Origin of the sequence: Levilactobacillus tongjiangensis, assembly GCF_003946345.1 — a bacterium.
Taxonomy (GTDB): domain Bacteria; phylum Bacillota; class Bacilli; order Lactobacillales; family Lactobacillaceae; genus Levilactobacillus; species Levilactobacillus tongjiangensis.
The window spans coordinates 1-11,133 of record NZ_RHNY01000033.1; the positions used below are offsets into that span (position 1 = coordinate 1).

12 protein-coding genes are annotated in these 11,133 nt (G+C 46.8%); 5 read left to right on the forward strand and 7 right to left on the reverse strand.

Annotated elements, in window-relative coordinates:
• Nucleotides 1–71: 71 nt before the first annotated feature.
• The 6 genes from EKM75_RS12410 to EKM75_RS12435 form a co-directional block, all read right to left on the reverse strand.
• Nucleotides 72–386 carry a hypothetical protein gene (locus EKM75_RS12410; protein WP_107696668.1) on the reverse strand — a complete coding sequence of 105 codons (315 nt, stop codon included), beginning with the start codon at nucleotides 384–386 and terminating at the stop codon, nucleotides 72–74.
• A gap of 256 nt (nucleotides 387–642) precedes the next feature.
• The gene (locus EKM75_RS12415) at nucleotides 643–1,377 is read right to left on the reverse strand and encodes a DUF4430 domain-containing protein (protein WP_107696669.1); all 735 of its coding nucleotides are present in this window, start codon (nucleotides 1,375–1,377) and stop codon (nucleotides 643–645) included.
• A 34-nt stretch (nucleotides 1,378–1,411) separates the two neighbouring features.
• The gene (locus EKM75_RS12420; protein ID WP_107696670.1) at nucleotides 1,412–2,464 is read right to left on the reverse strand and encodes a prenyltransferase/squalene oxidase repeat-containing protein; all 1,053 of its coding nucleotides are present in this window, start codon (nucleotides 2,462–2,464) and stop codon (nucleotides 1,412–1,414) included.
• Nucleotides 2,465–2,483: 19 nt separating this feature from the next.
• Nucleotides 2,484–3,194: an ECF transporter S component gene (locus tag EKM75_RS12425; RefSeq protein ID WP_003636323.1), complete on the reverse strand. Its 711-nt coding sequence runs from the start codon at nucleotides 3,192–3,194 to the stop codon at nucleotides 2,484–2,486.
• A gap of 7 nt (nucleotides 3,195–3,201) precedes the next feature.
• On the reverse strand, nucleotides 3,202–4,866 hold the full coding sequence (locus EKM75_RS12430; protein WP_071665514.1) for an ABC transporter ATP-binding protein: 1,665 nt from the start codon (nucleotides 4,864–4,866) through the stop codon (nucleotides 3,202–3,204).
• Complete coding sequence (locus tag EKM75_RS12435) at nucleotides 4,854–5,750, reverse strand: energy-coupling factor transporter transmembrane component T (protein ID WP_068807709.1); 897 nt, start codon at nucleotides 5,748–5,750, stop codon at nucleotides 4,854–4,856. Before EKM75_RS12435 ends, EKM75_RS12430 begins: the two co-directional genes overlap by 13 nt.
• 462 nt (nucleotides 5,751–6,212) lie before the next feature.
• Between EKM75_RS12435 and EKM75_RS13040 the strand changes: the two genes are divergently transcribed.
• Entirely contained in the window at nucleotides 6,213–6,341 is a 129-nt protein-coding gene (locus tag EKM75_RS13040) for a hypothetical protein (RefSeq protein ID WP_013854969.1), read from the forward strand.
• A gap of 408 nt (nucleotides 6,342–6,749) precedes the next feature.
• Here EKM75_RS13040 and EKM75_RS12440 read toward each other — a convergent pair whose 3' ends face one another.
• Nucleotides 6,750–8,066: a DDE-type integrase/transposase/recombinase gene (locus tag EKM75_RS12440; RefSeq protein WP_225417763.1), complete on the reverse strand. Its 1,317-nt coding sequence runs from the start codon at nucleotides 8,064–8,066 to the stop codon at nucleotides 6,750–6,752.
• 235 nt (nucleotides 8,067–8,301) lie between these two features.
• Between EKM75_RS12440 and EKM75_RS12445 the strand changes: the two genes are divergently transcribed.
• Genes EKM75_RS12445 through EKM75_RS12460 form a run of 4 tightly spaced genes read left to right on the forward strand, consistent with a single transcriptional unit; the run spans nucleotide 8,302 to nucleotide 10,946 of the window.
• Nucleotides 8,302–8,814, forward strand: a complete 513-nt coding sequence (locus tag EKM75_RS12445; protein WP_071665516.1) for an ECF transporter S component — start codon at nucleotides 8,302–8,304, stop codon at nucleotides 8,812–8,814.
• A gap of 14 nt (nucleotides 8,815–8,828) precedes the next feature.
• Nucleotides 8,829–9,587, forward strand: a complete 759-nt coding sequence (locus tag EKM75_RS12450; RefSeq protein WP_080488712.1) for a hypothetical protein — start codon at nucleotides 8,829–8,831, stop codon at nucleotides 9,585–9,587.
• Between the two features lie 16 nt (nucleotides 9,588–9,603).
• Nucleotides 9,604–10,365: an adenosylcobinamide-GDP ribazoletransferase gene (locus EKM75_RS12455; protein ID WP_125643330.1), complete on the forward strand. Its 762-nt coding sequence runs from the start codon at nucleotides 9,604–9,606 to the stop codon at nucleotides 10,363–10,365.
• A complete protein-coding gene (locus tag EKM75_RS12460) occupies nucleotides 10,362–10,946 on the forward strand; it encodes a histidine phosphatase family protein (RefSeq protein WP_125694933.1) in 585 nt (194 codons plus the stop codon). The genes EKM75_RS12455 and EKM75_RS12460 overlap by 4 nt, the downstream gene beginning before the upstream one ends.
• Nucleotides 10,947–11,133 lie beyond the last annotated feature (187 nt).

The window sequence follows — 11,133 nt, forward strand, 5'->3', positions numbered from 1 at the left end:
TACCCAAAGTAATCACTCCCTATATTGGTTGGAATTAGCTACTACCATTGTAAGTGATTGCTTTGGGCTTTTTAATTCCTGTTCGGATTAATTATAGAATTTGCCGAATGGAAATACTTTCCAACACCAAAAATTCTAGACCCAATGGTTCCACCACTAATCGTCAAGGTATCGTTCGCAATTTGCCAAGTGACACCTCCGTCAAGGGTGCCGCTGTTATTGTCCTCTGCTTGGTCTTGAGTGGCAATAGTTGTGATCGGTGATGTTTGGGTCGTGGAAGTGGGGCTGGTGGCAGCAAAAGCTGGCATTAGAACCCCTGTCAATAATAAAAATGAAGCCCCCACTGAAGCCGCTGCAATTATTAGTAATTGATTCAATTTATTCATAAAAAACAACTCCCTCTAGAAAAATAGCTTGGTTACCACTCAAAAATTCCCCCGGATTATCGAGTGATCCCTTATCAAAGGAATATAACCTCTTTTTCGCCATTTATGTTTGGAGAATTGTCCAAAATTTTTCGGCATTTTTTGGAGAAAGCTCTAAAAGAGAATAATCATTAAAAGCGGCCACCGCCAAAGGAATATATCCCTCCCTTTGGCAGCAGTCGCTTTGTTTGAATCAATATTAGCGGGATCTAATCAGTTAATACCCCTCCGTTGTAAAGTACCAACGAACGTTGTCCCCACTCTTAAGCTTCGTTAAGTTTGCAGCATGGTCAATAAATTTCTTGTTAACACTGAACATCCAACCGGAACCGGCCTTAACGTCATTTTCCTTGAGGCCGTTAATGCCGTTCACGTAAACGGAGGGGCCCGGAATATAACTAATATTCAGGTTCGTTTGCTTTAAAATCGAAAACGCGTTGGCGCCCTTTTTAACGCGCATCCGCTTCGAATAGAAAACTTTTTTGTATCCATCAACCGTTAAATGGATTTGAATTGTATTCTTAGCATTAGACGACTTTTTAGCCGCATGATGCGTATCCTGAACCACCTTGGTTTCTGCTTTGTGGTTAATTTTACCCAGCTTATCAGATTTAGGGGCATTTGACCGCTTAGTTTTAGCGACCTTGTTAGGACTTGCCTTTGCACTGGATCCGGTTGTCCGATTAGGGCTTGTGCTTGATTGAGAACTAGCAGTTTGGGTCTTGTTGGCTGTTTTTTGAGCCCGCCTATCTGCTTTTGGTTTTGCTTTGCTTGCACCTTTTGCTTTTTGCTGGTGACTTGGCTGTTTAAGATGACTTGAACTTGAAGAAGTCACTTGTTTAGAAGTTGTCGGCTTAGGGGCTGCGTCTCTCGATGAAATCACCTGTTGGGCACCAAAAGCGATTCCAATTGTGAGAATGAACGCAAGAATGAAGCCAATTGCTTTTTTCATATTGTTTTGTCACCTCTCACTCAAAATTTGGCGATTAATTAATTGTGTAAACTGAACGATTCTTTAAAGCAGCTTTATAAGCGGCAACCGCTAAATTTACCTGACCGACACCATAGAGCTGAGTAGCTGCGTTTTTAATTGAACCGGATTTATTGACATAGGTCAGCATTGCATAAAGCGGCGTCCTAGTTTGACTTGTTTTCATCGCCGTGTTATTCACATATTTCTTCATGCCAAAATCATTTGATAGGGCAATAATTGCTTCAGCGGTTGAATTGGCATTTGGCGTTGTTTTGCCATTAAACGTGTAGCCAAATGCACCACTGGGCTGCACAATACCAGTAAGAAATTTTTGCCCCTTCAGCAAGCTGTCCTTGACGTTAGTTGTATTAACCTTTCCTCGAGCCAGACCGGTTAGAACCATGCTGGTCGTGTCGGTATCCCTAACTCCTTGTTGGTTATTATACGTCCAACCGTGATTATTTAATTGAGCTTTCACTAGCCGAGCACTCAAGCTTGCTTTGCTAAACTTCGCTCCCTTTGGCTGCTTGAACTTTGAGCTCATCGAAATGGCAATCAGCACTTGTGCCTGGGCACTTGTCGTTTGTTTGGAAACACTTGTCCGGTACAACTTGGTTACCAGATTGATTCCCTTTTTGTGGCCATATGGCTTATAATCTCTAGCGTTGAGTCCCATCGCCTGAACAGCCATCACGGCATTGGCCATTGTTGCAGCAGGGGTTGTCTTTTTGATTACCAAGTTTTTTCGCAGCAACGTTTTTTCCTTGGTATTAAATTTATAACCGTTTCCCTTGAGCCCTAACAGAAGGTCAGAGTACCCCGCAGTCGCACCAGTATCAGGATTGAGTTTCTTACTAAAAATAGAACTGCTTTGACCGGAAAGTCCGGTCTTATTTTTAATCATCAGATTCTTCGCGTAACGGTAGTTGGCTTTGATCTTGCTATTTTGATAAGCACGACTGGCGGTCTTAACGCTGGCTGCATTGGCGGTGAAGGCTGGTGCGATACTGCCAAATCCTAATAGGGTTGAAGCAGAGATCATGAGTAGCTTTGATGTTAATTTCATTGATTAATCCATCCTTTTTCTATTGGTTTTTATCCGGTAAAATATTGTATTTGGTGACTAAGCGGTGAAACAGCTTCTCCCATGGCTTGTAAAATAGCGCGATGAGAAAGGCATTGGATGCTGCGTGGAACGTGTCAAATGGAAAGAAACTGGCCGCAAAAGCCAAGATAAAACTCTTGATGGTCAGCGGTGATACGTAGGCCAGGGCGTACCAGAGGTCCATGATCCAGCCAAACAAATAGCCCCAGACGCAGGCAAACACGATCATAAAAATCAGACTATGGGACAATCGGGCCTTCATGAAGAGGCCAGCGGTTAACCCCATTAAGCCCCAGGCGACCATCTGCCAAGGCGTCCATGGTCCTTGACCCATAAACATGTTGGAAACCAGTGCCGTGGTAGATCCTGTGATAAAGCCCAGTTCCGGGCCGAGACTGACACCGCTTAGAATTACGACGAAGCTGGCTCCCTGCACACCAGGAATGGCGCCCAGTGGGACCCGGGTGGCAACCGCCAACGCGATCAAAACGGCGACAAACATCAACGTTTGGGTGCTGATTGGATCGTGTTCGAAGCGCCAGTACGCGGGTAAAAGGCTACAGATTAGGCACATAAAGCTAAATAATAGGTAGTGCTTTCCCTTCAATAAGACAATGAATAGCAGAAAAATAAACATTAACAGTAACGCAATTAATAACCGATACCGGTTGAGTAACGAAGATTGTTTCAAGTAACACTCACCCCCTTTCTGGATGGTTCGCCAGCTTCAGATCGACTGGCAGTAGGGCGTCCTTAACCTGATCACGGGCAATCCGGTTAATTGGCGTGGTGAAGAAAAAGTTATCGGCAAAAAATGATTGCGTGGCAAGCAGCGTGTTGAGATGGCCATCAAACATAAACGTGCATTTGTCGGCAAATTTAGCACAGAATTCCATGTCGTGGCTGGCAATCACAATGGTCATACCGGCTTGTTGGTACTGTTTCAGCAGGTTGCCCACCTGAATCTTGGTGTAGGGATCCAGTCCCTTGGTTGGCTCGTCCAGAACCAACAGATCAGGGGTCGCCATCAGTGCGATTGCTAATCCAACCAGCTGTTGTTGGCCGCCACTAATGTCAAATGGATTTTGTTTCTCAATACGGTTCAAATGAAATTGATTAATCATATGGTCAACTTGGGCCTTAGCGTCTGGCAACCGTAATTCAGCCGCCTGAACTTCCAGCTCCTCACGAACGGTATCGGCTGTAAATTGGAGACGGGGAGTTTGCGACAGAAATGCCAGTTTGGCCATTCGCTGGTTAATGGCCATTTTCCAAACTAACTGGTGGACGAAACGAATTTTGCCGTGCTGCGGCGTCATTAGTCCACAAATCAGCGTTAACAGGGTTGATTTGCCGGAGCCGTTTTTGCCGATAATTGCCAACCACGTACCGGGATTAATCGCCAGGTTCAGGTGATGGAGGACGTTATGTTGGCCGTCGAAGCTAAAGGAAATGTTATTGACGGTTAGAATTGGTTTTTCGGCTGGGGGTAATTGCGCAACCTTGCCGCCGGTCGTCCCTGATTGAAATTGAAGATGGTGAGTCCGAATCGCCGACTGGGCATCGGCTACTGAAATCGGCAATTGGGAGGTTCGAATCTGTTGATCTAAGAAGAGCTTGGGAATTGACGGTACGAAATAGGTCAAGTGGGCATCAGTGGTCATTTTTGCCAAGCCGCTGTGGGGATCACCGTCAAAGGTCAGGTGGTGATCCTGCAGGAGAATCATCCGGTTGGCCATGGCTGCTACCGTGCTCAGCCGGTGTTCAGTCAACATAATTGTAATCCCTAATTCTTGATTAATCCGCCCTAAAACGGTGAGAAAATGCTGAGCGGTCAGCGGATCCAACTGGGACGTGGGTTCGTCCAGTAAAATTAATTTTGGGCGCAAGATGAGAACCGAAGCCAGGTTTACCAACTGAAGCTGGCCGCCGGATAATTGATGTATTTGGCGATCGAGGTTTTGATCCAAACCTAAGAAATTTGCCAGTTCGGTAATCCGGCGTTCGATTTCATTGCTGGGACAGCCAATATTTTCTAATGGGAAGGCCAGTTCTTCGATCACCGTTGCCATCACCGGCTGGGTTTGTGGATCTTGGGCCACATAGCCGACGGTTTGGGCACTCACCAACTTCGGCATGTCAGCAACCGGTGTTTCGGCAATTTGAACGTCACCAGTTCGGGCTCCTTTGGGCATGAGCTCCTTTTTCAAATGGTTAAGCAGGGTCGTCTTGCCACTGCCGGTATTACCGGCAATCACAATAAAATCGCCGGGGTCAATGGTGAAGTTGACGTCGTCCAGAACGGAGGTTGATTGATCGGGATAGGTGAACGTGAGATGGGTCACGGTAGCTAATTTTTGCATGAACGATAGACCCCCTCTGAGATTAATGGTAGTAAGAATAGGAGTGCCGTGACGACGATGGGCCAAGTATCGCCCGGCGTAAAAATGGTGGTGAAATTGGCGACTGAACGACTGGTGCCCATTGAAAGAATCCGGACGCCGATAGTTGCAACTAGCATGACGGTGGCAATCGTGATGAACAGCAGGTCACTAAACTGCCAGTGATACGAGCGGTAGTGGGTCCGCTTGGCGGCGCCAAATCCGCGGGCGTCCATTAAATTGGCGGTTTCCATCGCAGAAGACAGGGCGTCCTGCAGAAGAATTTCGAAGATGTGGAGCGTCTTTTGGGTGCGGGTCTTCAATGATCCATTAACCACGTCGACGTTGCGGGTTTTTTGCAGGCGCAAAATCCGTTTGAGCCTATCGGTGAAGCTGGTGACCAGCGTAAACGAAATGGTGACCAGTACTGCCAGCCGGGGCGCAATCGGCGAGAACACGTAGATCAGCTTGCTGGGGGTCAGAACCGCGTTTAGGACTGAAAAAACAAACAGCATTGCGATCAGGACAATTGCCATCGCAATGCCGTACAGAAATGCCGGATACGAAAATTTGAACGTCAGAATGCCCCATTTGAAATGCCAAAGAATCGGCGGAAACTTTTGATTGAGGAGCGTATTGAAAAATAGAATCATTAATAGAAATGAAACGGCGTATTTCAGTTGGCGCGCCGTCTTTCGGCCGCCAAGGTAGTAGGTGGCTGTGATCGTGAGCGCGATGAACTCAGCCACCGCGACCGCCACGTGATTAAACAGCAGGAGGCAGACGATCAGCTCAGTAAAGTACAGCGTGAGCGCTACTGGATGAAGCTGCGAAAAAAACGTCATCTTGATTGGGGTGTGTGTCATGGAAAATCCCGACTTTCTAAGGGTTAGTAAGCCCTTCCAACAGTATATCATCGTTGCCAAGGGTGGTAAACGGCATATCTTGTGTGGTGGCTAGTATTATTTTGAGGCGTTTTTAAATGGTGAAATTTGCGAACTGATTTATCACCTTTTGGATATTATGTACAGCCTTTTTACACCATTTTTACACTAAATTTACCGTGACCTGCTAAGCTGTCATTTATACGGGTTCATCCGAACAAGCGAGGTGGTTAACACGTAAATAACTTTCTGAAAATCATTGAAAGCAAAAGCTGCAACATCCTTCAAGCAACATCCCGAGGCGGAAAAAGTCATCCGTGTCGGGGCTTTGCTTTGGTAAATTTTATAAGCATATTACTATCTCCCTGGTCGACAGTAGCGCTCTACTACTTAGTAGAGAGAAGATTGATAAGCTTCATAGAATTGACCAAGGAGGAATGTTTTATGCCAAAGACTTTGAAGAATTTATTTGCAAGAACCACTGAAAGAAAGAATCGCCGTTCAGGAACCTTGAAAGATGATTTGAATTCACGTCTTTTCTGGAATTCGGTATTGAAAGGCCAACAGAAGTAATCATGGTTAAATTAATAAGTTTTGCGTGACGATCCTCATCAGTTTTCGGACTGAATGGGGATTTTTTGTATGGTGGCTAATACCAAGTGCTGTCCGACACCTTTTGGGTTTTCCAGTGCTAAACTATAAACGTTAGGAAATCGGTAATGTCCAAAGTTCCATGAAAAAGTAGATTCTAATATGGTTTTCATTCAGGTTTGCAGTCTACTACGTGGTCGTAATCGTCAAATGCACCTGACAAGCCGGCCAATGGGTTGGCTCAGCGGTGCCGAGGCGATGGTTAGACGAAATCAAGGCCACTTAAATAAGCCTCGGGTCATTTAAGTTTAACCCATTGGCTTTTCGGCTTGTCAAGTGTTCGCTACCGCCATTTGACGATAACGAACCACCGGGCTCCAATTACCAAAATCAAGCGGTTGGTAGCTGTTCTTGAGCGAGTTTGATGAGTCTCAACCACTTGTCTGGCATGCGGGTAAGTCCCGTTAATTCAGGAACTTCAACTGGTGGATGGTATCCCAGACTTTGATGGGGCCGTAAAAAATTATGGCAGAGTGAATACAGCGTCACGTAAGTGATAGAGCCGCTGGCTGACTTAAAGCCCCCCATTGGGCGATAATTAGCTTTCAGTGAGCGATTTAAGCGTTCAATGGTTTGCTTGGCGGGGCGATATTCCTTTGCCACCTCGGTTTCGTTGGTTAAGCCTTTAACGATATTAAGGTCGAAGTTGATGCCTTCCTGATGTGCATAATATAGTCTGGCCACTCGATAGATGGGATTATCGTCAACCGTGAACCGCAGGTTCTCAGGAATCACTTGATACTTTTTGAGGACTTGATAGATCGCGATGCACGCTGATTCAGTGGTTCGCTTGGGGGTCACGTAATCTGCCAGGATAATTTTTTTGTTCACGTCATAGAAGTAGAACAGATAGTGCCATTTTCCTTTCACGCGCAGATAAGTTTCGTCACCCACCAATTGGCTGGAAAGCTGATACGGATAATTATCCAGGAAGGGTCGAATATTGGCCGCCACGGCTTGTGCGTAATTGAGAATGGTTTGCTTGGAAATCTTGATGCCATGGATGTCGTACATTAACGCGGCAGTCTTGGCAGCGGAGATGCCATAGTTCACACAGTAGCTGAGGATTAATCCCAGCACTTGTGGTGAGGCCTGAATGCGACTGAGGTCAACCCGAGATTGCGCGGATGATTGCGGGGCTATCTGGCGAATTTTAAAAGCGTATTCCCGATAGATGTACCGTAACTTGAATTGTGATGGCCGCTTTAAGTATTCCTGGTATTGACTGGAATTTAGTTTGGCCAGCTCACGTTTGCGATTAGGGCAGTGACGATTATTGCACCGCCAGGCCTTGAAGTTGGCCCGCTGCTTCGCAAGTTCCAGTTTGTTTTGGCAGTCGGGACAGAGAAGTAATGAGCTCTTATCACCACCGCCATTGGCATACAAGTATTGACTTGGTGCGCCACACCCGGGACAGGTTTGTCGCGGGAAGGCAAACGCCTGCCGATGGTTAACCGGTTTTAACGGCTTGCCGTGCTTTGCTTGATAAGCTACTAATAATTCCTGGTAATTCAGTTGGTTTTTGTGGATATTTGCCTGGAGAAGCGGCAGCTTATCATCAGCTTTGAATTGGTTGAAACGTCGATAGGTCGGGCTTTCTAGCCGTGGCGTTTTGGAATGAAGATAAATATTTGCCAGTTGGGTCATTAGAATCAAAATAAATTGTTGTTGAAGCTTGATTATTTTAACTAAATACGCTAATAATTGTGTAAGCGCTTGTCTAGATCCCTTTCTGGTCCAGTTTTTGTGTTTGTGTGGTGCTTACACTATGCTGGAACTTTAGGGGGAAGGATATTTTGAAATAAAGCTAAATATCCCCACCCATCTCTGATACAATCGAAAAGGAACTAAAATTGATTATTATGAGGAGGATTTTGCAATTATTACACAATCAGATCGACTGAAGCGCCTCACCCTAGCCGCCATGCTCTTGGCGCTCTGCGTGATTGGCGCAAACGTCAAAATCATGGGCTCAGTGGCCTTTGATTCAGCCCCGGCATTCTTAGGAGCGGTGTTGCTAGGCCCGTGGTTTGGCGCAACGTTGGGATTATTCGGGCACCTGGTGTCCGCCGCGTTGGCGGGGTTTCCTCTGACATTGCCGATTCATTTAATTATTGGCGTTGCCATGGGGATTTGCATGCTGATATTTGGCCTGGTTCGTAAATGGTTGGGCAAGGATACGCTGAAGGGCGTGCTGACTTCTGACGTGCTGGGCTACGCGATCAATGTGCCAATCGAGTTGGTGCTTCTTTATCCGCTTATGAAGCAGGCGGTTTGGGCGTTCTTTGTTCCACTGACCATCGCAACGATTCTAAACTTAATTGTTTGTGAAGTGATTTATGCGGCACTGCCCCATCGAGTGAAGGATGCGCCGTTTCTGACGCCGCAGAAATAGGGGGAACCGATTAAATGAACCAAATGAACCCACGATTTCGTGATTTATCGGTGGTGCCAACGAGTCCCACAACAGCGCTGGTGATTGCCTGTGACAGCAGTGCGGGGATTGGTGAGAAGCCCTTGGACGCCGTTCAAATTGATTCGGCGATTACCGCGGCGTATTCACTGCGGGTACCGCTATTGGAGCTGCTGTGCTTTGGGGCCCGGCCAATTGCCGTCGTTGACACGGTTGGCAACGAAATGGTCCCAACTGGCCGTCGGGTGATTCAGGGACTTAAGCGTGAATTAACCAAGGCTGGATTTTACGATATTCCATTGAATGGTAGTACCGAAGATAATATGCCGACCCGGACAACGGCGATTGGGGTGGCCGTGATTGGCCAAATTAATCGGAAAGATATTCCCACGACATCGATCGATGACTCTCTGATCGTTTATCAGCTTGGAACACCCTACGTTGGGGAGGCGGTCAAAGCCCATTTGGCAACGATTTTTTCTTACGATCAGGTTCGAACCATTCGCGCCACCCCAGCAGTGGTGGATATGCTGCCGGTGGGCTCAAAGGGAATTGCCAACGAGCTGGCCCAGATGGCCGCCACCCATACCGCAAAAATTTCCGCCGTGGTTGACCTGGCGGATGCTGAATTTACGCAATCTGCCGGACCGGCGACCGTGTTACTAGTTGCCGTGGTGGCCGATAAACGTCAATTATTTGAAAGGCAATTTCCCGAGCTGACCGAAATTGCTCAGCTTCACCAAAACTCAGATTAAGGACGGCATTGATTCTATGTTTGGTTCATTGATATTGTTAACCCAATTTTTCACCAGGATTCCCATTCCGTATGAAATTCCGGATGCAGCGGTAAAGTTCAAGAAGAGCATCCAGTATTTTACCCTGTTTGGATTTTTGATTGGCTGCATCGAGGCCCTCTTTTTCTGGCTGATGACCTTGGTATTTCCCAGCTGGTTTGCTTGGATCTTATTCTGGGTGGCCGATGGGGTTCTAACCGGCGGCTTTCACTTGGATTCCTTGGCCGACACTGCCGACGGTCTTTATTCATCGCGGACGGTGGACCGGATCAAAGAAATTATGAAGGACAGCCGGATTGGTACCATGGGAAGTCTGGCCCTGATCTATTTCTATGCAATTGTCATGGGTGCCGGGGTTGTCTGCAGTCAGTATTTGGCGGCCTGGCAATTCGTTTCATTGGTGGCCTGTACGACCATGGTGGCCAAGACCGGCATGGCGCTGTTATTTTACAAAATGGTTTATGCTGGCAAAACGAAGGGGCTTGGTAATCTCTGGACTGGTGTTGCCACCTGGCAAATCATGATCGCTCAGCTTTTTTCGATTTTGGTACTTGGTGGTCTGTTAGGGACTTTCGGCCTCTGCGGTTATCTCGCAGTGGTCCTGGGAGCTCTTTGGTACCGGCACTACATCACGCATAAACTGGGCGGTTTTACCGGTGACACAATTGGTGCGTATGGTGAGCTGGCTCAAGTCGCGTTTTTATTGGTAGTAACAGCGTTAGTGAGGGCTTTTGGATGAAATTATTAATGACTCGCCACGGTGAGACGCAATATAACAAAGAAAAGAAATATTATGGACGTACGGATATTGAATTGGATGGCTTGGGACTCAGGCAGGCGAGAGAGCTTGCCGATAAGCTGAAGGCCACAACGATCGATTACGCAATCCGCAGTGATTTAAAACGGACTCAGCAAACCATGGACGCAATCATGCAATATCATCCGCAAACCAAACAGATTATCGAAAAGCACATTGACGAAATGCCTTTTGGAATCTGGGAAGGTTTGAACGCTGACCAGGTAGAAGCTCGGGATCCAACAACCTGGGCAGCTTGGCTGCAGGCGCCGTTTGATGTCACCCCCGCTGGCGCCGAACCATACCGAGTATTTGAAAAACGGGTGACGACCGCCCTCGACCATTATCGGGAAACGCTGCCGTCAAACAGTACATTGTTAGTGGTTGCGCATCAGGGGGTGTTGCGAACACTGTACCGTTATTGGACCGGCGGCGACTTTTGGTCGGTGGATTTTAAAGCGGGCTGTTATTCGGTTTTTGAGACGGGAGACGGTGGTGTGTCGTTGGTGAGTCTTAATGACTAGCAAAGCCTGAAAATGCCAGGTTAGTTGATTAATTTTAAAATGATAACCAAAAAGCAGATTTCAGTGAGTAACCAGGAATGGCATGAAAAGTTGAAATCTGCTTTTGAGTAGGCAAATTACAAGTTTAATCCGAACAAGCCCGGAATCTTTCAATGGCAGTCTGTTGATGATGTATTTTTAATGGTCG

What these genes read in the sequence shown, in the direction of transcription:
- EKM75_RS12410 (WP_107696668.1), bottom strand. Translation starts at nt 386, where the DNA reads ATGAATAAATTGAATCAATTACTAATAATTGCAGCGGCTTCAGTGGGG.
- EKM75_RS12415 (WP_107696669.1), bottom strand. Translation starts at nt 1,377, where the DNA reads ATGAAAAAAGCAATTGGCTTCATTCTTGCGTTCATTCTCACAATTGGA.
- EKM75_RS12420 (WP_107696670.1), bottom strand. Translation starts at nt 2,464, where the DNA reads ATGAAATTAACATCAAAGCTACTCATGATCTCTGCTTCAACCCTATTA.
- EKM75_RS12430 (WP_071665514.1), bottom strand. Translation starts at nt 4,866, where the DNA reads ATGCAAAAATTAGCTACCGTGACCCATCTCACGTTCACCTATCCCGAT.
- EKM75_RS12435 (WP_068807709.1), bottom strand. Translation starts at nt 5,750, where the DNA reads ATGACACACACCCCAATCAAGATGACGTTTTTTTCGCAGCTTCATCCA.
- EKM75_RS13040 (WP_013854969.1), top strand. Translation starts at nt 6,213, where the DNA reads ATGCCAAAGACTTTGAAGAATTTATTTGCAAGAACCACTGAAAGAAAG.
- EKM75_RS12440 (WP_225417763.1), bottom strand. Translation starts at nt 8,066, where the DNA reads ATGACCCAACTGGCAAATATTTATCTTCATTCCAAAACGCCACGGCTA.
- EKM75_RS12450 (WP_080488712.1), top strand. Translation starts at nt 8,829, where the DNA reads ATGAACCAAATGAACCCACGATTTCGTGATTTATCGGTGGTGCCAACG.
- EKM75_RS12455 (WP_125643330.1), top strand. Translation starts at nt 9,604, where the DNA reads ATGTTTGGTTCATTGATATTGTTAACCCAATTTTTCACCAGGATTCCC.
- EKM75_RS12460 (WP_125694933.1), top strand. Translation starts at nt 10,362, where the DNA reads ATGAAATTATTAATGACTCGCCACGGTGAGACGCAATATAACAAAGAA.